General features: G+C 38.7%; 20 protein-coding genes. 15 read left to right on the top strand and 5 right to left on the bottom strand.

Features of this window, described 5'->3' with window-relative positions:
• Positions 1 to 275: 275 nt before the first annotated feature.
• Positions 276 to 1217: a diguanylate cyclase domain-containing protein gene (locus GCWU000282_RS02565; protein WP_023353427.1), complete on the bottom strand. Its 942-nt coding sequence runs from the start codon at positions 1215 to 1217 to the stop codon at positions 276 to 278.
• A 236-nt stretch (positions 1218 to 1453) separates the two neighbouring features.
• Between GCWU000282_RS02565 and tgt the strand changes: the two genes are divergently transcribed.
• The 3 genes from tgt (at position 1454) to ltrA (ending at position 5050) form a co-directional block, all read left to right on the top strand.
• On the top strand, positions 1454 to 2584 hold the full coding sequence (gene tgt, locus GCWU000282_RS02560; protein WP_023353426.1) for a tRNA guanosine(34) transglycosylase Tgt: 1131 nt from the start codon (positions 1454 to 1456) through the stop codon (positions 2582 to 2584).
• Between the two features lie 156 nt (positions 2585 to 2740).
• The gene (gene yajC, locus GCWU000282_RS02555; RefSeq protein WP_035039396.1) at positions 2741 to 3037 is read left to right on the top strand and encodes a preprotein translocase subunit YajC; all 297 of its coding nucleotides are present in this window, start codon (positions 2741 to 2743) and stop codon (positions 3035 to 3037) included.
• A 618-nt stretch (positions 3038 to 3655) separates the two neighbouring features.
• Complete coding sequence (gene ltrA, locus GCWU000282_RS02550) at positions 3656 to 5050, top strand: group II intron reverse transcriptase/maturase (protein ID WP_023353423.1); 1395 nt, start codon at positions 3656 to 3658, stop codon at positions 5048 to 5050.
• 49 nt (positions 5051 to 5099) lie between these two features.
• Here ltrA and GCWU000282_RS02545 read toward each other — a convergent pair whose 3' ends face one another.
• The gene (locus GCWU000282_RS02545) at positions 5100 to 5717 is read right to left on the bottom strand and encodes an ECF transporter S component (protein WP_035039087.1); all 618 of its coding nucleotides are present in this window, start codon (positions 5715 to 5717) and stop codon (positions 5100 to 5102) included.
• 216 nt (positions 5718 to 5933) lie between these two features.
• On the opposite strand from GCWU000282_RS02545, the gene GCWU000282_RS15715 reads away from it, so the two are divergent.
• The 4 genes from GCWU000282_RS15715 to GCWU000282_RS02525 all read left to right on the top strand — a co-directional run bounded on the left by GCWU000282_RS15715 (position 5934) and on the right by GCWU000282_RS02525 (position 11024).
• Entirely contained in the window at positions 5934 to 7235 is a 1302-nt protein-coding gene (locus tag GCWU000282_RS15715; protein ID WP_023353421.1) for a 5-bromo-4-chloroindolyl phosphate hydrolysis family protein, read from the top strand.
• A gap of 54 nt (positions 7236 to 7289) precedes the next feature.
• Positions 7290 to 8486, top strand: coding sequence for a toxic anion resistance protein (locus tag GCWU000282_RS02535; RefSeq protein WP_084295320.1), 1197 nt, complete (start codon positions 7290 to 7292; stop codon positions 8484 to 8486).
• Between the two features lie 136 nt (positions 8487 to 8622).
• Complete coding sequence (gene guaB / locus GCWU000282_RS02530; protein ID WP_023353419.1) at positions 8623 to 10077, top strand: IMP dehydrogenase; 1455 nt, start codon at positions 8623 to 8625, stop codon at positions 10075 to 10077.
• 95 nt (positions 10078 to 10172) lie between these two features.
• The gene (locus GCWU000282_RS02525) at positions 10173 to 11024 is read left to right on the top strand and encodes a bifunctional 5,10-methylenetetrahydrofolate dehydrogenase/5,10-methenyltetrahydrofolate cyclohydrolase (RefSeq protein ID WP_023353418.1); all 852 of its coding nucleotides are present in this window, start codon (positions 10173 to 10175) and stop codon (positions 11022 to 11024) included.
• Here the strand turns inward: GCWU000282_RS02525 and GCWU000282_RS02520 are convergent.
• The gene (locus GCWU000282_RS02520; protein ID WP_035039084.1) at positions 11011 to 11895 is read right to left on the bottom strand and encodes a PHP domain-containing protein; all 885 of its coding nucleotides are present in this window, start codon (positions 11893 to 11895) and stop codon (positions 11011 to 11013) included. The genes GCWU000282_RS02525 and GCWU000282_RS02520 overlap by 14 nt on opposite strands.
• Before the next feature lie 170 nt (positions 11896 to 12065).
• On the opposite strand from GCWU000282_RS02520, the gene GCWU000282_RS02515 reads away from it, so the two are divergent.
• From GCWU000282_RS02515 to GCWU000282_RS02490, 6 genes are all read left to right on the top strand, one after another.
• Positions 12066 to 13061, top strand: a complete 996-nt coding sequence (locus GCWU000282_RS02515; protein WP_023353416.1) for an SIS domain-containing protein — start codon at positions 12066 to 12068, stop codon at positions 13059 to 13061.
• 232 nt (positions 13062 to 13293) lie between these two features.
• Positions 13294 to 14016 (top strand): GntR family transcriptional regulator, encoded by a 723-nt coding sequence (locus tag GCWU000282_RS02510; RefSeq protein WP_035039079.1) that lies wholly within the window; start codon positions 13294 to 13296, stop codon positions 14014 to 14016.
• Between the two features lie 299 nt (positions 14017 to 14315).
• Positions 14316 to 15206: a PfkB family carbohydrate kinase gene (locus GCWU000282_RS02505; RefSeq protein WP_023353414.1), complete on the top strand. Its 891-nt coding sequence runs from the start codon at positions 14316 to 14318 to the stop codon at positions 15204 to 15206.
• A gap of 38 nt (positions 15207 to 15244) precedes the next feature.
• Positions 15245 to 16612, top strand: a complete 1368-nt coding sequence (locus GCWU000282_RS02500) for an ABC transporter substrate-binding protein (RefSeq protein ID WP_023353413.1) — start codon at positions 15245 to 15247, stop codon at positions 16610 to 16612.
• A 58-nt stretch (positions 16613 to 16670) separates the two neighbouring features.
• Complete coding sequence (locus GCWU000282_RS02495; protein ID WP_023353412.1) at positions 16671 to 17546, top strand: carbohydrate ABC transporter permease; 876 nt, start codon at positions 16671 to 16673, stop codon at positions 17544 to 17546.
• A gap of 15 nt (positions 17547 to 17561) precedes the next feature.
• Positions 17562 to 18386: a carbohydrate ABC transporter permease gene (locus tag GCWU000282_RS02490; RefSeq protein ID WP_023353411.1), complete on the top strand. Its 825-nt coding sequence runs from the start codon at positions 17562 to 17564 to the stop codon at positions 18384 to 18386.
• An 81-nt stretch (positions 18387 to 18467) separates the two neighbouring features.
• On the opposite strand, the gene GCWU000282_RS02485 is transcribed toward GCWU000282_RS02490, so the two are convergent.
• Both GCWU000282_RS02485 and GCWU000282_RS02480 read right to left on the bottom strand, forming a co-directional pair.
• Positions 18468 to 19346: a YitT family protein gene (locus tag GCWU000282_RS02485; RefSeq protein ID WP_035039076.1), complete on the bottom strand. Its 879-nt coding sequence runs from the start codon at positions 19344 to 19346 to the stop codon at positions 18468 to 18470.
• Positions 19347 to 19421: 75 nt separating this feature from the next.
• A complete protein-coding gene (locus GCWU000282_RS02480; RefSeq protein WP_023353409.1) occupies positions 19422 to 20390 on the bottom strand; it encodes an SIS domain-containing protein in 969 nt (322 codons plus the stop codon).
• Positions 20391 to 20631: 241 nt separating this feature from the next.
• On the opposite strand from GCWU000282_RS02480, the gene scfA reads away from it, so the two are divergent.
• On the top strand, positions 20632 to 20772 hold the full coding sequence (scfA, locus tag GCWU000282_RS02475) for a six-cysteine ranthipeptide SCIFF (RefSeq protein ID WP_023353408.1): 141 nt from the start codon (positions 20632 to 20634) through the stop codon (positions 20770 to 20772).
• Between the two features lie 85 nt (positions 20773 to 20857).
• Entirely contained in the window at positions 20858 to 22297 is a 1440-nt protein-coding gene (scfB, locus tag GCWU000282_RS02470) for a thioether cross-link-forming SCIFF peptide maturase (protein ID WP_023353407.1), read from the top strand.
• Positions 22298 to 22299: the final 2 nt, after the last annotated feature.

The raw sequence follows: 22299 nt of genomic DNA, 5'->3' as shown, positions 1-22299 counted from the left end.
ATGTTGCAGGTTTTATAAAAACTGCTTATTAGTATAAGCAAAATTTGTTATAAAATCCAGCCTTTTTTATCAGTTTGTAATATATAAAACTTATTAGTTGTTATAAAAAAGTGTGTGCTTGCACACACTTCGCGCGCGAGCGGTGCCGCAAGGCAAACTTCCCAACCGCGAGTCCAGCATCCATCGGAGAGATTTTTGTTTAATAGGAAATTTCTTCGAAATTTCCTATTAAACAAAAAATAACCCCGTTTGAATGAACCGGAGTTAGATTAAATTTATGTGGCAAGGAAACCGCCGCGCATTGTTTTTTTGACTGAATATAGTGCTTTATCGGCTTTTTCTAAGGCAGATTCAATTGACATACAAGGAGTAACTTTGGCAGCACCGATTGATACTGTTGTCCAACAAGGCTTAGATTTGCCGGCACTTTTTATGTTGCTTATAAGTCTTTGAGCGAAATCCGTTGCATCGGTTTTGTCTTTCATTTCACTGCAAAAAATCAGGAATTCATCACCGCCCATTCTGCAAAGTAAGTCATTTTCACGTACTGTGGAAAAGAATACCTTACCCATACTGATAAGAACTTCATTTCCTGCCAGATGTCCGTAAGTATCATTGACCTCTTTAAAATAATCCAAATCCAACACAAAGAACCAGCCATATTCACTCCTCTGTTCCCAGTTGTTACAGAATGCCCTAAAATTATCGAGTCCGGTTAAACCGTCTTTTTGCGCCAATTCCGTCATTTCCTCGTTTACACTTTGTAATTCCTGAACCTGTTTCATAAGAGTTTTAGGGTAGTATTCTCCGTCACCCTGCTCCTGATTAGGAACAGATTGGTGTATGTGAACGATTTTCCACTTTTCTTCAATTCGGTGGAAAATGAAAGTGAAGCGACTATCCATATTAATTAAAACAGTTTTATCACTGCTTTCTCCTGAAACATAAAATTTTCCGTATACAAGATAGGTGTTTGTGTCAACCTGCATTTGATTGCAGCTTATTCTTTCAAAATGAAATTCTACATCATTTCTATCTGCCATTTCATCAGCAAAAGAGTGTAAAAAGCAATCCAATCCTGTATAAAATTCATGGGAACCGGTTCCTATAATAACACATTCAGGGGCAACCCATTCGATTATCTTTTCTTTGGTTCCATTTAAATCTTTAGCAAAAAAGCCTCTCCAAAGTTCCTCTGTCAGTCCGGAAAAATTCACTTAATACCTCCTAACAATGCCTTAATATTAAACCCAAATTTGGATTAACTTATTGTTTATAAAGTGGTACTGTACAAGCTTATTGGCACTATTAAATTTTTCTGTATAAAGTGAGTTTACCACAGCAAATCAAATGTTGCAATATAGACTTTATTTGACTTTCCTATTGAAATAACTCCCTTCACATATTATAATTAAATCCGTATGTTTTACAGAATAATTTGAAAGGAAATTTTATGTATCGTCTTTTGTGTAAAGATGGTTCAGCCAAGAGAGGTGAGTTTACCACCGTACATGGTGTTATACAGACTCCGGTTTTTATGAATGTGGGAACTGCGGCTGCTATTAAGGGTGCGGTATCTACAGAAGATTTAGGAAATCTGAAAACACAGGTTGAACTTTCAAATACTTATCATTTACATTTGAGACCGGGTGATGAGGTTATTAAAAAGCTTGGAGGCATCCATAAGTTTATGGTGTGGGACAAGCCGGTTGTTACCGATTCGGGCGGGTTTCAGGTTTTTTCCTTAGCTAAGCTTCGCAAGATTAAGGAAGAAGGGGTAAAGTTCAGTTCCCATATAGACGGAAGAAAGATTTTTATGGGACCTGAGGAAAGTATGCAGATTCAGTCTAATATTGCCTCTACAATAGCAATGGCCTTTGACGAATGTCCGGGACTTCCCTGTGAGAGAAAGTATATGGAACAGTCGGTAGCAAGGACTGAGAGATGGCTGCTCAGGTGTAAAAATGAGCTTAACAGGCTAAACAGTCTGCCTGATACTATTAATAAGCACCAGTTGCTTTTTGGTATAAATCAGGGCGGTGTCTACAGTGATATTCGCATAGAGAATGCAAAGAGGATTTCGGATATGGATCTTGCAGGCTATGCCATAGGCGGACTTGCGGTAGGAGAAACTCACGAAGAAATGTATCAGACCCTGGAAACGGTAGTGCCTTACCTTCCTGAGAATAAGCCGACTTATCTTATGGGAGTGGGTACTCCTGAGAATATCCTTGAAAGTGTTGAACGTGGTGTGGATTTCTTTGATTGTGTATATCCGTCGAGAAACGGCAGACATGGTAATGCTTATACAAATCATGGTAAAATGAACCTGAATAATGCCAAGTACGAGTTGGATGACAGACCGCTCGATTCTGCCTGTGACTGCCCTGTATGTAAAAGATACTCAAGAGCCTATATAAGACATCTTCTTAAGGCGGGTGAAATGCTTGGAATGAGATTTTTGGTTATGCATAACCTGTATTTCTATAACAATATGATGGAAGAAATAAGGTCTGCAATAGAGAAAGGTGAATTTCAGGTATACAAGAAAGCTAAGTTAGATGGATTTAAAGCCGGTGAATAAAAAGTACATAGTCTTGAGGAGAATGATTATGCTGTTTTTATTGTAGCTGATTAAGTTAGTGTAAAAAAATAAAATATAAATTAAATTTTTAGGAGGAATAAAGAAATGATCGGAGTTTTAAATGCGGCTGCTACAGGAGGAGAGTCACTTGCATCTATGTTACCTATGATAGTAATCTGGGTAGTTGTAGTGGGAGGTATGATGTACTTTATGAGCATTAAGCCTCAGAAAAAGGAAAGACAGAGAATGCAGGAGCTTATGGCAAGCCTTGAGCTTGGTGATTCGGTGCTTACTACAGGAGGATTCTATGGTGTTATAATTGATATTATGGATGAAATAGTAGTAGTAGAGTTCGGAAGCAATAAGAACTGCCGTATTCCTATGAAAAAGGCTGCCATTGTAGAGGTTGAGAAGCCGGGACAGTCAAAGACAGATACAACAGAGAAAAAGTAATAATAATGGGTTGCGCATTGAGAGTAATGTGCAACCCGTTTTTGTTTAATAGGAAATTTCGAAGAAATTTCCTATTAAACAAAAATCTCTCCGAGGGATGCGCAGCTCGCGGTAGGGAAGTTTGCCTTGCGGCACCGCTCGCGCGCGAAGTGTGTGTGGGCACACACTTTTTACTATTGTGCGCCTAGCGGCGCACGTTTCTAACGGGTTTAAGTCCCGAATCCGCCCGGTAGTGGGAAGGATATAGCCGAAGGCAAGGGTGTCGAGGGTGACCTCGAATCTGAAGGAAGCTGGATGTGAGGAAGATACTAACTCATGGGCAAATCTCTGGTCTGACGAACAGAAATCTCATATGAGGTTATGCATGAGGATAAGGCTGCAATGCAAGTCGAAGTCCAATAACTACACGGAATCATGCATGATAAATGAGGCAGATGGATGGAGAGGAAGAAACGTGTGGTACCTGGGGAGGTCTGTGTGGTATGCCTTGAGAGAGGTAACCATTGCACAAAGCAATGCTGAACACACAGAAGTCAGCAGAGGTCATAGTAGTCGAGAGACAAAGGACCGAATCAGTAGGAGTCCCAAGTATGACTGAGAAAGGAGGAATGACTGGTTATGGCAGAAAACATTGAAAACAATGGCTGTTCGCAAAGAGATAGTGCGGAACATGAAGGGTATGTGAAAGCGCGTAGGTCATTCAATCTGATATGGAAAGAAAGAGACAGTGCACAGCCGAAGCTCTTGGAAACGATACTGCATAAAGATAACTTTAACAGAGCGTATAAGAGAGTTAAGGCAAACAAGGGAGCACCTGGTGTGGATGGAATGACCATCGAAGAGGCACTTCCTTACCTTCGGGAACATCAACAAGAGTTAACGTCCCGTATCTATCGTGGAAAGTATACTCCGTCTCCGGTAAGACGAGTTGAGAATCCCAAACCGGATGGTGGTGTGCGAAAGTTTGGCATACCAACAGTGATAGACCGTATACTTCAACAGGCAATAACACAACAGTTAGTGCCAATCTATGAGCCACTGTTTGCAGAGGGCAGTTATGGCTACCGTCCAAACAGAGATGCAAAAGGAGCAATACTAAAGATTAAGGAGTACGCTGAACAGAGCTACACATATGCGGTAGTTCTAGACTTATCGAAATATTTCGATACAATCAACCACGAGATTCTTATCAACCTTCTGAGGAAAAACGTAAAAGATGAACGTGTAGTGCAACTTATCAAGAGGTATCTGAAAAGTGGCGTAATGGAAAATGGAGTAGTTACCGAAGCAGAGGAGGGGTCGCCACAAGGAGGGAATCTATCCCCTTTGCTTGCGAATGTCTACCTCAATGAGTTCGACTGGGAGTTCTTGAAGCGAGGTGTCCCATGCATAAGATATGCAGATGACATAGTGCTTCTCGCTAAAAGTAAAAGAGCGTCAGAGCGACTTTTGGAGAGCAGTACGAGATATCTCGAGGAGAAACTGAAACTTACAGTGAATCGAGAGAAAAGCCGTACTGTCAGTGTATTTGCAATCCGAAATTTTAAATTCCTTGGCTTTGCATTGGGAAGGAACGGAAGTGGCATATATGTACGAGTTCATTCAAAGCCATGGGAGAGGTTTAAGTCGAGACTGAAAGAGCTTTCTTCCCGTAAGCGCTGTCAGTCAATAAAGCCAAGCCTTGAAAGGATCAAGGTATATGCAAGAGGTTGGCTTAGCTACTATGGAATTGCAAGTATGAAGAATAACCTGGATAACGTTAACGGATGGCTCTATCACAGAATACGTATGTGTATATGGAAACAATGGAAACGTGTGAGAACAAGATACCGAAACCTGAGGGCTATGGGAGTTCCCAAAGACTTGGCATGGAAAGCGGCAAACAGCAGACGTGGCTATTGGTTTACAACACACACAGTTGCCATAAACATGGCAATGACAAAAGAAAGACTGATAAACAGTGGCTTTTATGATTTAGCCACTGCATATCAGTCTGTGCACGTCAACTATTGAAAGCGCTGTATACGAGAACCGTACGTACAGTGCTGTGAGAGGACGGCGGTTAGTCACCGCCTCCTACTCGATTTTTCTTTTTAATTATATATATAATATTAGATATGGCAGGTACAAGTACAGCTATAAATATTACTTCAATAAGAAAGTTGATTCCGATAAAAGTTGTAAAGAAAAATACTATTGTATTATTTGCTTTTGCGGAAGCGGCTGTATCACTTATAAGCTTGTAAAATACAGTAAGCATTCCTAATGCAAAGATTCCGGTATTTACAATAGGTGTGATTACTGATGAGATAATTAAGGCGGGTAAATTATTTCGCTCCGAAAGCAACCTGTAAACAAGTCCCGACAAATATCCGGCGGCCACACCCTTAAACAAACAAATGATAACCGTCATTATAGGATTAAAATTCAGCATAAGCGTACTAAAAGGCTCGGCTCCCGAGATTACAGCCAGCACGACCACTATTCCGAAAATAAGCCCCAATATGGCTCCTGCGAATTCTCCGAAAAGAATTGCACCTACTATTATCGGAATTAGTGAAAGCGGTGGTGAAAAGTTCGCAATTTTAAAACCGCTTGCAAAGGTCTGCAATACGATAATCAGGGCAGTAAGTATGCCAATTCCTACCAAACGTTCAGTTTTTGTGTTCATTGTATTCATTTTTCCTCCTGCTGATATTCCCGTAAATTTAGGACTGTGCCCGATGGGATACATCGCATTAGGAAGAATAGCATAAAAAGTCCTTGAAGTAAAGACAAAAAATATTTATAATGGTAGCAGGAGTATTTTACCCTAAAAGCGACCGAGCTAAAAAATGAGTATTTTAGGGAAAATGACAGAACAAAATATACATTTACTATATATCGGGAGATTATTATGAACAGGAACAAATGGGATGAATTTGGCGGAGGAATAGATGATATTATTCAAAAGGCGATAAATTCCGGAAACTATAATTCGCTTGGAAGAGATGTAAACGACCTTATAAAAAAGGCAACTTATACTTTTGAAGATGCTCTGAACAAGGGATTGAATGAAGCACGAAACAGGACTGTAAAAACTAACCTAGGCGGAAATACGGTTGAGATAAATAAAAGCTATCAGGATAGGATAAGGCGGCCTGATACTAAGAATAATGAAATAATTACTTCTAAGGATAAATTATATATATCAGACAATATGATTTTGGGACAGGGATTGGCAAATGCTATATTAGGCGGCTTCTTTACTTTTGGGCTTGCACTTGGCAGTTTCATAACTTTCATATTGGGAGCTGCAATTCCTTCTGCAATAGCCTTTGTACTATTTATCCCATCGCTCGCTTGGTTTTTGAGTGGAACCAATACCTTAAAAGAGAGGCTTATTTTCAGAAATTACCGGAAGGTGCTTAATCTTTCAGATAGCAAATCATTTGCAAAAATAGAAGACCTTATGCTGGAAACCGGAGAATCTAAGAAGAAAACCCTTAAACGTCTTAGGAAAATGATCAGTAAGATGTGGTTTAAGGAAGGTCATATAGATAAAAATGAGACTACCTTCATTTCTACCAATGAAACCTATGCTCTTTACCAGAAAGCACAGCTTGGTTTTGAAGAAAGGCAGAGGATAGAAGACGAACTTGGAAAATTTAAGGAAGAAAATACTAAATCGGTCGCCAATAATACAGAAGTTCAGGAAACTCTTAATCAGGGAAGAAAATATCTTGCACAGATCAGTCATTTGAATGATAGAATCCCCGGAGTTGAGGTTTCAAATAAGATATTTAAGATAGAAGACCTTACGGGGAGGATACTTAAAAGGGTTGAAGAACATCCAAGCAGCGCAGAGGATATAAAGCAGCTTATGAAATACTATCTTCCTATGACTATTAAGTTGCTGACCGCTTATGCGGAGATGGATGAACAGCAGGTTAAGGTAGAAAATATAGATAAGTCTAAGCATGAAATTGAAAATGTGCTTGACAGCTTAAATGATGCTTTCAGCAAGTTGCTTGATGATTTGTATAAGGATACGGCCTGGGATATATCAAGTGATGTGTCTGTATTAAATGCTATGCTTAAGAGAGAAGGACTTAAAGGAAATGACTTTGATACGGCTGTTAAACAGGATGCAGAACAGGTTAGCAAAACGAAGGATGAAGTAAATAAGGAAGAAGAAGGTATCAAATTAACACTGTAGTTTTAAAAATATTTATATAAATTTTAGAATATGTTATCAGTAAAGGAGAAGATTATGAACGAGAACGAAAATGTAATGCCGGAGCTCACACTCGATCCGAAAGAGGTTGCTGCACCTACACTTACTTTAGAAGAAGAGGCAGTTCCGAGTCTTAGTCTGGAACCGACAGCGGTTAAAAATGGAATGGTGGTGGAAAAGACTGAAAATCCTATTGGGGTGGATGACAGTATGCTTTCAGAAGCAGAAAAAAAACAGGTAGATGCCTTCGTAAAGCAGATCGATATAAAAGATTCGAATATAGTTCTCCAATACGGCTCGGGAGCCCAAAAGAAAATGGCTGCATTTTCGGAAAAAGCCATTGAAAATGTAAGGACTAAAGACATGGGAGAGGTTGGAAAGCTTCTGTCAGATGTCGTTATAGAGCTTAAGGGCTTTAATGATGAAGAAGATAAGGGAATTTTCGGTTTCTTTAAGAAACAGGGAAATAAGCTTCAGATGCTGAAGACCAAATATGACAAGGCTGATGTAAATATCGGGAAAATTACCGATGCACTTGAAACTCATCAGATAACTCTTATGAAGGATACAGCAATGCTTGATAAGATGTATGAGCTTAATCTTGCACATTTTAAAGAGCTGACTATGTATATAATTGCAGGTAAGAAGAGACTGTATGAGGTAAGAAATGTAGAGCTTAAAGAACTCCTTGCAAAGGCTGAGGCAAGCGGTAAGCCTGAGGATGCCCAGGCTGCAAGAGATCTTGATGCACAGTGCACCAGATTTGAAAAGAAACTGTATGACCTTGAACTTACAAGAACGGTGGCTATGCAGACAGCACCTCAGATAAGAATAGTTCAGGAAAACGATATAGTAATGAGTGAGAAGATTCAGTCTACTCTTGTAAATACTATTCCTCTTTGGAAGACACAGATGGCACTTGCACTCGGCATTGAACACGCGGGACAGGCTGCAAAGGCAGAAAGGGCGGTAAATGATATGACAAACCAACTTCTTGCTAAGAATGCAGAAATGCTTCATCAGGCATCTGTAGAAGTAGCTAAAGAATCTGAAAGAGGTATAGTTGATATCGAAACCCTTACCAAGACAAATGAAACTCTTATAAAGACCTTTGATGAAGTTATGCAGATTCAGAAAGAGGGCAGAGAAAAGAGGGCTGCGGCAGAAGTTGAGATGGCAAGAATAGAGGCTGAGCTTAAAAACAAAGTATTGTCATTGTCTCAGAGCAACTAAAAAATATAAGAATATAAAAATTTTATAACCTTATTGACAGTAGTTTTTTCTGATATTATACTATTCGGAAATACTTTTTCATAAAGGTATGTAGATATATAGAAAAAACTGATAAATAAATGAAAGTGAGGAAAAAATGGGACAAATTATTGGCGATGGAATTACTTTTGATGATGTGCTCTTAGTACCTGCTTATTCAGAGGTTATTCCAAATCAGGTTAACCTTGAAACTATGCTTACAAAGAAAATAAAGTTGAAAATTCCTATGATGAGTGCCGGAATGGATACTGTTACGGAAAGCAGGATGGCTATTGCTATGGCCAGACATGGAGGTATCGGAGTTATTCATAAGAATATGTCCATAGAACGTCAGGCAGAAGAGGTCGATAAGGTTAAAAGGTCAGAAAACGGTGTTATAACAGATCCGTTTTTCTTATCCCCTGAGCACACTTTAGCAGACGCCAATAATGTGATGGCAAAATACAGAATTTCAGGTGTACCTATTACAGAGGGCAGGAAACTCGTAGGTATAATTACCAACAGAGATCTTAAATTTGAAACAGACTTTTCAAAGAAAATTAAAGAGTCTATGACAAGTGAAGGACTCGTTACCGCAAGGGAAGGGATTACCTTAGAAGAGGCTAAGAAGGTACTTGCTTCGGCAAGAAAGGAAAAGCTTCCTATAGTAGATGCTGAGGGTAATCTTAAGGGACTTATTACAATAAAGGACATTGAAAAGCAGATTAAATATCCTGATTCAGCAAAAGATTCACATGACAGACTTGTATGTGCTGCGGCAGTTGGTGTTACTGCCAATATCTTAGACAGGGTTGAAGCTCTTGTAAAAGCTAAGGTAGATGCAATTACTATTGATTCGGCACATGGACATTCAGCAAATGTTATTAAATGTGTGAAAATGATTAAAGATGCATATCCTGAACTTGATGTAATTGCAGGAAATATAGCTACGGGTGAGGCTGCAAAGGAACTTATCGAAGCCGGTGCGGATTCTCTTAAGGTAGGTATAGGTCCGGGTTCAATATGTACTACAAGAGTAGTTGCCGGTATAGGTGTTCCTCAGGTTACCGCTATTATGAATGTATATGAGGTAGCGAAGAAGTACGGTATACCTGTAATTGCTGATGGTGGTATCCAGTATTCCGGTGATATGGTTAAGGCTCTGGCAGCGGGCGGAGATGTGTGTATGATGGGTTCCATCTTTGCGGGCTGTGATGAGAGTCCGGGAGAATTTGAACTTTATCAGGGTAGAAAGTATAAGGTATATCGTGGTATGGGCTCTATTGCAGCTATGGAAAACGGCAGCAAGGACAGATATTTCCAGTCTGATGCAAAGAAGCTGGTTCCGGAAGGTGTAGAAGGAAGAGTTGCTTATAAGGGAATGGTAGAAGATACTATCTTCCAGCTTGTAGGCGGTATCCGTTCAGGTATGGGATATTGCGGAGCTAAAGATATAAAAACACTTCAGGAGACAGGAAAGTTTGTGAAGATTTCAGCAGCTTCCCTTAAGGAGAGCCATCCACATGATATTCATATAACAAAGGAAGCTCCAAACTATTCATCTGACTTCTAAAAATTTGTTTTGTTAACTAAAAAATAATGATTATGTATAATAAAGTCCTACAGTGAGGTTTTTGTTTTGCTGTAGGACTTTTTTGAGGAAAATATATGAAAATTATTAGCGGCAAAGAGGTAGCGGAGCATATCACCGCTGAACTTAAAAATAAAGCAGAAAGTCTGAAAAAAGGTAACAGAAGACTTCCAAAGCTTGTTATAATCAGGGTTGGTGAAAAACCTGATGATCTTTCATATCAAAAAGGTGCTGTTAAACGCATGGATATGATTGGAGTAATACACGAAGAAGTACATTTTGAGGAAAATGTACCAAAAGAAGAATTTTATAAAGAATTTGATGAAATAAATAATGATGAAAGCGTAGATGGAATTCTTGTTTTGAGACCGATTCCGAAACATCTTGATGAGGATAGGCTGATGAATACAATAAATCCTAAAAAAGATATAGATGCAATCAGTCCTGTAAGCCTGGGTAAGTTAATGACAGGAGATAAGAACGGTTTTGCCCCTTGTACTGCAGCCGGAGTAATCGAGATACTTAAATATGCGGGAGTGAAAATAAGAGGAAAGAAAGTAACGATAATAGGCCGCAGCAACGTGGTAGGAAGGCCTCTTGCCCTACTTTTTGTAAGTGAAGATGCTACCGTTACAGTCTGCCATAGTTTTACTGCAGATGTAAAGCAGGCAGGTAAAAATGCTGAAATTCTTGTAGCTTCCTGCGGAAAGGCAAAGCTCATAAACAGTGAGTATGTAGCTGAGAATGCGGTAGTTATTGACGTAGGTATTAATTTTGATGAAAACGGCAAGCTTTGCGGAGATGTGGATATAAATGATATAGAAGCTGTAGCGGCTGCCTGCACACCGGTTCCGGGCGGAGTAGGAGCTGTTACAACTTCTATGCTTGCGAAACAGTTACTTTTAGCTTATGAGGCTAAAGAAGCGTAGCAAGTTTCCTTTGTTCTTCTCTTAAATTTTCAAGTATTGAATAAGGGATTCTGAGATTTCCTCTGCCTGTACCTATACTTATAGCCGGCTTTGGTTTTCCATGAAAATCAGAGCCGCCTGTAATTATAAGTCCTTTTCTTTTTGCAAGCCCTCTCACATAATTTTCATCCTGTTTGGTGTGGCTTGAATATATGGTTTCAATTCCTCTTAGGCCATAGCCTATAAGTGTATCCACGAGAGCTTCAAGCTCAGGTGTGGGGAGCCTGTAAATTATAGGATGGGCAAGTACAGGTACACCGCCTGCCTTTATTATACCTTCAATAGCGTCTTTTGGACCGGTGAACTTTCTGGCTACGTAGTAAGGCGTATCATCTCCTAAGTATTTTTCAAAAGCAGAAGTGTAGTCAGGAACTATTCCTTTTTCTACAAGGTATTTTCCAAAATGAGCCCTTGTTATTATGGAATCGGGGGAGGCGGCAACTATTTCCTCATAAGAAATAGGCAGTCCGGCTGATTTCAGATTGTCTATCATTTTAATATTTCTGCCTATTCTTTCCTTTTCTGCCGATTTAAGTAAGGCATTGAAGTCGCCGTCATCAGGGTCTACTAAAAGCCCAAGAATATGAATATCTCCCTGCTTATAGGCTGCTGATATTTCAACCCCCGGAAGTACTTCCAGCTGTTCTTCTTTAGGGAGTCCTGTATTATGTCTGCTTGCAGCTTGGTAAAGAGATTTATATCCGTCTGTAGTGTCGTGATCGGTAAGTGCAAAAGCGGCCAGTTTGGCCTCTGCTGCCAGTTCAACAAGCTTTTCCGTGGTTTCGGAGCCATCAGAAAAGATCGAATGTACATGTAAGTCTATGGTTTTCATTTTTTCCTTCTTTATCATATTTTTTATCTTTTAGAACAATTATATTAAATATAAAAAAATAAGGCAAGTGATAATTAATTTCATTTTAAAATCATCTTGAATTTTAAATAACGTTGTGATATGTTATAGATAACAACATATAACGATATATAAAGTTAAGGAGGATTAGAATGTTTAATTTTGATGAAGCAAAAATTATGCAAGAGCACAAAAATGGGCTTGGTATTGTAAAACTAACAGAACAAGCGGTTGATGATGTAGTTAAAAACGGTTACAAAAATATATTTTATATCGGAATTGGAGGAACTGTACTTTATGCCAATCAGATGGCTCATATTGTAAGGGAAGAGGGTTCTACCATTCCGCTATTTGTTGAGAATGCAGCGGATTTTTGTGTGGTGGATAATCCTCATTTTTCGAAAGATTCGGTGGTGGTTATTGAGAGTATTTCCGGAGATACCAAGGAAGTGGTTGCTGCTGTAGATAAAGCTCATGAAATTGGTGCTAAGGTTATTGGTTATGTGGAGAAAGAGGGAAGTCCTCTTTATAAAAAATCAGATTATCTCATAACCGCTATAGGTGGCGGATACTATTTTTGGTACACGGTTACTCTGCGTTTTATGTATCACGCAGGTCAGTTTCCGCAATATGAGAAATTTTTTGAAGAGCTTAAGAATATGCCTGAAAACGTAGTGGAGATTTATAAGAAAGCAGATGCCAAAGCTGCAGAATATGCAGAAGCATATCAGGATGAGCCTATTCAGTATCTTGTTGGTTCCGGTAACTTGGAAGACTGGGCAGTATGCTATGGTATGTGTATTATGGAAGAAATGCAGTGGATGAGGACAAGACCGATATCAGCTTCGAATTTCTTTCATGGAACATTGGAAGTTATTGACAAGGACACTTCAGTTATTTTGATTAAAGGTGAGGATAAAACGCGCCCGCTTATGGACAGAGTAGAGAATTTTGTACATAAAGTCAGTGCTAAGGTAACTGTATTTGACAGTAAGGATTTTGAACTTAAGGGAATCAGTGATGAATTTAGAGGAATACTTTGCCCAATTATTATGCGCTCTGCTTTTCAGAGGGTATCGGTTCATTTGGAACATAACAGGCGTCATCCTTTGGAGATTAGAAGGTATTATAGAAGAATGGATTATTAAAAGAACAGAAATTAGCCCAAAGCTGTTAAAACAGATAATTTTATTAAAGTAAGTCATCTGAAATTTCATAGACATTTAATGAATAATTTCGGATAAATTATGATATTTGAAGTGGTTGCTTGAAAAGGCTCCGGATGATATACTTAAATTATATATGGTTTTGTATATTATATAATCCCAATTATTTATTATATGATACAGACATAAAATATAACTAATGGAGGAAGGAGCCATGTCAAAACTAAACAAGGAATCATGCGTTCCTTTGTATCAGCAGCTGATGGAGGCGATTCAGAATCAGATACTAAAGGGAGAATTAAAAGAAAACGACAGAATACCCACTGAAATAGAACTTAGCAAGCAGTATGATGTCAGCAGGATAACAGTGCGCAAAGCTGTGGAATTGCTGGTAGATGAAGAAATTCTTATAAAACGCCAAGGTATAGGAACCTTTGTTTCGCAAAAAAAGCTTTTCCGTAATATAGATGGATTCATGGGATTTACTCAGAGCTGTCTAGCGGTGGGGAAGGTAGCAGGGGCAGAATTAATATCAGCAGAACTGGCTACAGCCAGCATAGTTGACATAGAAGAACTGAAGATTCAGGAACATGAGAAGATTATTAGAATTGTACGGGTACGAACCTGCGATGGTATACCGGTTATGCTTGAAGAAAATCATTTTGCTGTTCGTTTTGCATATCTATTCAGCCATGATCTTACCGGTTCTCTATATCAAATTTTAGCAGAAAATGGAACAATTATGAATAATGGTATTAAAAGGATCGGAATATGCAGTGCCAATGAAATCGAAGCCAAGCATCTGGGGGTTGCACTTGATAAGCCTATGCTTTATGTAAAGGATATAAGCTTTGACCGACAGGGCAATCCTGTGCATAATTCTAAATGTGTGATTAATCCGGAACGCTATAAGATGACAATTAGAGTTAATGCATAAAGCTTAAATAATTAAGGGGTTGAATAATTAGCGAAAAATGTGGAGTTGAATGAGGCAACTCTGCATTTTTATTTGGTGAATATCTGATTCTTATGTATTTTATTGATATACTTCAGTTATCATTTGCATCTGTGGGTTACTGGAATTGTTTCTTTGTGAAAATATAATAAAATAATGATAAAATAAATGTTTATATTGTACAAAAAAATAAATATAGGCTCTTTAATATTTACAAAATGAACATAACGTTATATAATGATTGCATAATAATTAAAACACATAGTCAAAGGAGTAGAAATATGTTAAGAGTACTGGGTTTGGGCGATAATGTGGTGGATAAGTATATGCACATTCGAACCATGTATCCGGGCGGTAACGCATTAAATTTTGCAGTTTATGCAAAAATGTTCGGAATTGAAGCCGGTTATCTGGGCATATTCGGAGATGACGAGGCGGCCGCTCACGTCTGCGATACTGTCCGGAATATTGGAGTTGATCTTTCCCACTGCAGGTTTTATCGTGGAGAAAACGGGTATGCCGAAGTACGTTTAGACAATGGAGATCGTGTTTTCATAGGTTCCAACAAAGGGGGTGTATCAAAGGAACACTCACTGCAGTTAACCGAACTGGACAAGGATTATATATCAAAATTTGACATTGTCCATACAAGTATTTTCAGTTATGTTGAAAATGAGCTTCCTTTAATCCGTGCTGTGTCTCCTTTTGTGTCAATGGATTTTTCGGATAGGGCAGATGAAGAGTATTTAAAACAATGTTCACCCTATATTGACTGTGCAAGTATTTCCTGCGGTGACATGGAGGAAAATGAAATCAGGAGGCAGATGATTCGAATTAAGGAATTCGGATGCAAACACATTGTTATTGCTACCAGAGGAGCAGCGGGAGCACTGGTAATGGTGGATGGACATTTTTACGAACAGTCACCTTGTCTGGTAGAGGCTGTGGATACAATGGGAGCGGGGGATTCTTTTATTACCTGTTTCCTGATAAACTATGTGGATGCTATGAAAGATGCCAGAGACTTTCCTTTGGCATCAGGAACAAAAGGAATCACGACAGTGACAGGTTATCAGGAACTGGCTGTCAAATCAGGTTTATATCGTGCGGCTGTATATTCTGCGGGAAACTGCCAAAAAGATGGATCATTTGGCTTTGGAAAAGTGTTTTAATTAAAAAAGAGTGTTATAAAAGGAGAAAGGAGATTACTATGAAAAAATTTACAAAGAGATCAATAGCTGCTCTGCTGGCAGGAATTATGGCAATATCACTTTCAGCTTGTAGTGCTGCAAGTAATGATGGCAGTAATAAAGATGCGTCGAATACTTCGAAACAGGAGACAAAATCAGGCTCTGCGCAGGCAAGCCAAACAACAGGTGATAAAAAAGTTATAAAATTTTTCCACAGATTTCCGGATGAACCGTTCAATGGCTTTATAGAAAGCAAAATTACCGAGTATGAGGAGGCACATCCCGATATAGATATCGTAGTTGAAAGTGCCCAGAATGATGCGTATAAAGAAAAAATTAAAGTAGTTGTAGGCGGCAAAGATGCTCCGGATATTTTCTTCAGTTGGTGCGGAGAGTTTTCCGAACGCTTTTTAAGAGAAGATTTGATTATGAATCTTACTCCGTATTTGGAGAAAGACAAAGAATGGAAGGATTCCCTTATAGAGTCTCAGTTGGTAAATTACACAAAAGACGGAGTTACATACGGTATTCCGTTCAGACTTGACTGCAAGCTTTTCTTCTATAATACCAAAATATTTGAGGAAAATGGTTTGAAAGTACCGACTAAATGGAATGAGTTTATTGAAGTTTGCGATAAGTTAAAAGCAGCCGGAGTTACACCTATATCTTACGGTAATCAGGATAAATGGCCATCGGCACACTATATAGGCAGTTTGAATCAAATGCTGGTAAGTGATGAGGTAAGAGAAAAAGACTTTGATCCTTCACAGGGAGAGTTTACAGATCCGGGTTATGAAGAAGCGTTAAAGTTATATCAACAGCTACTTCCTTATTGTAACGATGCAGTTAACGGAACAGCAGCAGATATGGCCAGAACCAATTTTGCAATGGGTAAGGCGGCTATGTATTATGCGGAAATCATTGAAATTCCTTATATTACTGATCTGAATGCCGGTTTGGACTATGGTATGTTTAAATTTCCTGTAGTGGAAGGACCGGGCAATCCGGATATCCTGACCGGTGTTCCGGAAGGATTTGTGGTTTCATCCAAGACAAAGTATCCGGATGAATGCATAGCATTCTTGAAATGGTTCTTGGGACCTGAAGTGGGTAAGGCACAGGCACAGACTATAGGCTGGTTCAATGCATCCAAGAATGTAACAGATGGTGTAAATGATAAGAAGCTATTGGATGGATATAAGGTTATAACTGAAGCCAAAATCATGGGGCCTTGGTTTGATAGTGCACTTTATTCAACAACCTGTGATGAATATCTTACAGCTGCTTCAGATCTTACAAACGGAGATATAACACCTGCGGAAGCAATGGCAAGAATACAGAAAGTTGCCAAGGAAGCGCAGAGTCTTGTATCCGGAAAGGCAAAGTAGGAATAATCTATAGGGGGTGTACAGCACCCCCTGCAATATAAGAAAGCGGGTAAAGACCATGAGAGCAAAGAAATCTACTCCGTATCTGTATATGATTCCCGGTCTTATTATGGTACTTATATTTGTATACATACCGGTTATAACAAATGTTGTATACAGTTTTTTCAGCTTATCATCCTATTCGTCATCAGCGAAATTTGTAGGTATCAGTAATTATATTCGTTTCTTTACCAAGGACACTCTGCCCATTATGCTGAAAAATAACGGACTTTACTGCATTATATCACTTATTGTTCAGGTGGGACTTGGAACAGTAATTGCATTTCTTTTGGAGAGTAAAGTAGCAGGGCGGTTCCGTAATGTATATAGGAATATATATTATATACCCGCATTAATCTCGCTGACAGCAGTAGGTATTTTGTTTACATTTATCTACCAGCCTGATTTGGGTATGTTGAATTCATTTCTGAGGGCTATAGGTCAGGGAGATTTGGCTCGCTCTTGGTTGGGAGATTCCAAAACTGCGATATACTGTATCATAGCGATGAGCCAGTGGCAGTTTACCGGTTATATTACACTCCTCATGGTAGTAGCTATTCAAAATGTACCGAATCATTATATTGAAGCGGCATCTATAGATGGTGCAAATGCTGTAAAACGTGCATTTCACATAGTTTTGCCTTTGGTAAAAGAACAGCTTTTGGTATGTTCTATTATTACCGTAATCGGTGCATTTAAACTATTCACTGAAGTATACTCCACTACAGGCGGAACTCCGGGAAACAGTACACAGGTATTGGGAGTATTCCTTTACCAGAATGCATTCTTGCACGATGACTTGGGAATGGCAGCTGTAACGGGTGTATTTATATTTATAATAACAATGGCATTATCGTTGATTCAAATGAAGATAACCCGGTCGGGTAAAGTATAAGAAAGGGAGTGGCATATGAAGAAACGAACAGTAGAAACAGTATCTTTGAATGTACTCTTCATATTCTTGTCATTAGTGATTATACTACCGGCTGTCTGGCTTATTATGAATTCACTGAAGACAAATGTGGAGCTTTTCACTGATTCTTTGGCATTGCCTGTAAAATTACAGTTTGGTAACTTTATATCGGCATGGGATAAAGGACTCTATAAGTATTTCGGAAATTCAGTTATCATAAGCTCTGTTTCACTTATTTCTATTTTATTTCTGAGTTCTTTATTAGCTTATGGAATAACCAGGTTTAGTAGCAGATTTGGGAATCTGATATTTTTAATTATATTGGGGGGAATGGCTCTCTCAGAGCAGGTGGCACTGGTTCCTTTATATAAGATACTTCAGGCAGTACATTTATATAATACGTATTGGGCGGTTATCTTGCCGTATATTGCATTCAGAATACCATTTACTACATTTTTGATGCGGGCGTATTTTCTGGGGATACCGAAAGAATTGGAGGAAGCTGCAGTTATTGACGGATATAACAGTCTTCAGATATTCAGAAAGATTATAGTTCCTATAAGCAAGCCTATTTTTGCATCCTGTGCAATTGTAAATCTGAATTTTGTATGGAATGAATTTCTGTTTGCCAATGTATTCTTGGAGAGCAAGAGTATTATGACTATTCCTATCGGTCTGATGACATTTAAAGGGGATATGAGATCGGATTATGTAGTAATGTTAGCAGGTATAACTATTGCATCTCTGCCGATGATAATATTATATCTGTGTATGCAGAAACAGTTCGTAAGAGGTCTTACTGCAGGTGCAGTTAAAGGATAGATATGCAGCCCGTTTACCTGTGTGCAGAAAGACTCAAGTTACTAATCTGTGAAAGCTGCTAAATATATCGAGTCTTCTTCATTAAAACCTTTTTTCAAAATTACCTATAACATCTATGTTGCTTTGGATTGCAATAAAGGCATTAGGATCAGCTGTCAGAACCAGCTGTTTTAATGCTTCTGTTTCATTTTTTGAAATTACAGTCATGTAAACATAAGAAGAGTGCCCGGTATAACCGCCTGAAGCATTCCAAATCGTTACTCCGCGGTGAAGGTTATTGAGTATCAGGTTCTGAATACCTGAATGTCTGGAAATAATTGTGACACAGGTCTTAATGTTTTGATAATGAATTTTATCGGTAGATATTCCGGCTGCAATGGCAAAAAGAACAGAATATGCAGCTATACTCAGATCATAGCGGACAGCGCAAAACAGATAAATAAGGAGATTAACTAAAATACATACCTGCCCTACACTGAATTTTGGAAATTTCTTAGCACAGCATATTCCTACGATATCCAGACCTCCGCCGGAGCTGCCGCAAGTTAAAGTCAGGCCAACACCAAATCCTGAGAGAACCCCGCCCACAAGAACCGAAGCGAGTGGCTCTGAAAAGATAGGAACTTCCGGTGATGGAATAAAAGCAATAAATAAGGACTGCAGGCATACACATATTATTGTCTTATAGAAGAAGCTATGACTGATAATCACATATGACAAGAAGAACAGGGGAATGTTAATAATCCAGAATATGATTCCTGTCCAATCAATTGCTCCGGGTAGCGGGCCTCCCAAAAGGTCTTGAAAGATGAGATGGATGATTTGGGCAATCCCCGTAAAACCGCCACTATACAGATTCAGAGGGCGCAGAAACACACAAAATGAAAGGGCAAATAGGAATACTCCGGTAATTGCACCAATCATAGACAAAAGAATGTTTTTTTCTGATAGTTTAGACATGAGCCTTACCTCCATAAAACGGGCTTCCGGCAATGTAATTAGTAGCCGGAAGCCTGTTTGTTTCCAAAGAAATAATTAGTATTCCAGTTTCCACATATATCTTCTTTGGCTTAATGGGTGATTTCTGCATATTGCCAATTGCTCTGCATATACACGTAACACTGCTGTAATCAGCATTGGATTGAAATAATCTTTAACTGTAGCAGGTATGGCGGAACCTAATCCATAATCCTTTGCATCAATTAAAGTAGTTTTGGCCTGAAAACGGTTTAAGAAGTCAAGAGCCCTGGAATCCAACGCTCTGGTATTGCCATCATTCATAAGTAAAATAAAAGGTACATCTTTTTCTACAATTTCAAACGGACCGTGGAAGAATTCACCATCATGGAAAGAACCTGAATTAATCCACTGCATCTCCATCAGAAGACAAATAGAGAAAGCATAAGCAACCATATGGGTAGCACCAGAACTCATTACATAAATAACAGGGGCATCCTTGTAATCTTCGGCAAATTTTCTTGCTGAAGGAGTTACAAAAGAAACTGCATTTTCTATTAAATCAAAGATTTTGCCAAAGCCAGTCTGCATATCGTCATAATGTGCATAACCTTCATATTGATTAAGAATTTCTACCGCCAGTTCCAGGCAGAAAGTCATTTTTTCCAGCTTAGCCGCGTAGTTTTTCTCAAATCCATGGATTATTGCATAGTGTGCATTTTTTTCCAGCGGAGAACCGGGAGTATGTGTGATGGCGATTACTTTAGCACCAAGATTCATGGCTTTTTTGGAGGCTTCTACTGTTTCAGGAGTATTACCGCCAAGTGAACAGGTAATTACAATGCAATCTTCACCAACACAGGCAGGAGTGGCATATACAAATTCATTGGCTGTGGATAGAATAGTTCTAAGTTTTTTTGCGTTTCCATCTAAGAAATACTTAGCAGGATAAAGTTCTGCCTGTGATGCACCGCATCCTATAAAGATAACGGAGGTAATATTAGGACGTTCGGATTTAATTGTTTCAATAATTTTTTTTGGTTCCATAAAATAGGACCTCCTTTTAATAATATAATGTTTGAATTGTATTACAAATACATTATATAACGTTATATAAAAATAGTCAATAAAAACATGATTGATATATAATAAATAGTAGCTACGTGTAAAAAAATAGAAGAAATAGAAATAGAAAAATAATTTTACAGTCTTTAAATATAATCAAGTATGTGGTATAATAATTAAATCTTATGCAAGAAAGAAATAACAAAGGTAAGGAGAACAGGATATGAAGCACATTAAAAGCTTAACTACAAGAAACCTCAAGGAGTCAATGAAAAAGGGTGGCTGCGGAGAGTGCAAGACATCATGTCAGTCAGCTTGTAAGACTTCTTGTACAGTAGGAAACCAAAGCTGTGAGGCTAGGTAAGACTAATTCCTGCCTTTACTAAAGAGTCAGAGTTTAAGCAGCGGCTAAAGTCGCTGCTTATATTGTGTAGAAAGGGACTAAAAATTTGATTCATCAGTTTCAAAGTAACGGATATAGCATAGTACTTGACGTGAACAGCGGTTCAGTACATGTAGTGGACGAGGCCGCATATGATTGTATAGCCTTATATAATGAGAAAGTTATTGAGGGAAAAGAAAGCGAAGAAGCTGTACTTGCTGAAATTAAAGATACAGTACTCAGAAAATATAAAGATGTATCGGTAACGGAAGAGGATTTTAATGATATAATTTCGGAAATCAAAGAGTTACAGGAGGACGGACAACTATTTACAGAGGATATTTACGAAAAATATGTCAAAGATTTTAAACATAGAAACACAGTAGTCAAGGCTCTTTGCCTTAATATTGCCCATGATTGTAACCTGGCTTGTCGTTATTGCTTTGCGGGAGAGGGCGAATATCAGGGCGACAGAGGTATGATGAGTTATGAGGTTGGTAAGGCAGCCTTTGATTTTCTGATAAAAAACTCAGGTCACAGAAAAAATCTTGAAGTGGACTTTTTCGGCGGTGAGCCTCTTATGAACTGGAATACGGTTAAAATGCTGGTTGCTTACGGAAGAGAACTTGAGAAAATCCATGACAAAAACTTCCGTTTTACGCTTACTACAAACGGAATGCTCTTAAATGATGAAATTATTGATTTCTGTAACAAAGAAATGACAAATGTTGTGCTTAGTATAGATGGTCGTAAGTGCGTACATGATTATATGCGCCCTACCAGAGGCGGAAATAAGAGCAGCTACGATATAATTATTCCAAAGCTCAAAGACTTTGCGGCTAAGCGTGACAAAAAGGAATATTATGTAAGAGGTACTTACACAAGCAAAAATCTTGACTTTGCGGCAGATGTACTGCATCTTGCTGATGAAGGATTTACTGAAATATCACTTGAGCCTGTGGTTTCTCTTCCTTCTGAACCTTATGCGATAAAAGAAGAGGATATTCCTGTACTTAAGGAACAGTACGATATACTTGCTAAAGAGTATATTAAGCGTAGAAGAGAGGGAAAGGGATTTACCTTCTTCCACTTTATGATAGACCTCTCAGGAGGACCTTGTGTGGCTAAGCGTCTTTCCGGCTGTGGTTCCGGTACGGAATATGTGGCTGTTACACCTTGGGGAGATATTTATCCTTGCCACCAGTTTGTAGGTGAGGAAGGCTTTGTTATAGGAAATGTGTATGACGGAATTACGCAGACTGAATTACAGGAAGGCTTCAAGCATCAGAATGTATATGAAAAGCCAAAATGCAGAGACTGTTTTGCAAGATACTACTGCAGCGGTGGATGTGCGGCCAATTCATTTAAGTTTAGCGGAAATATAGATGATGTATATGAAATAGGCTGTGAACTTCAGAGAAAGCGTATTGAATGTGCAATTATGATTAAGGTTGCGGAAGAAACATACGAAGAAGCAGTTAATGAAGCGGTCTGTCCGAATCAGTGACA

It is taken from the genome of Catonella morbi ATCC 51271, assembly GCF_000160035.2.
In the GTDB taxonomy this organism is placed as follows: domain Bacteria; phylum Bacillota; class Clostridia; order Lachnospirales; family Lachnospiraceae; genus Catonella; species Catonella morbi.
This window is presented reverse-complemented; position numbering and strand designations above follow the sequence as displayed.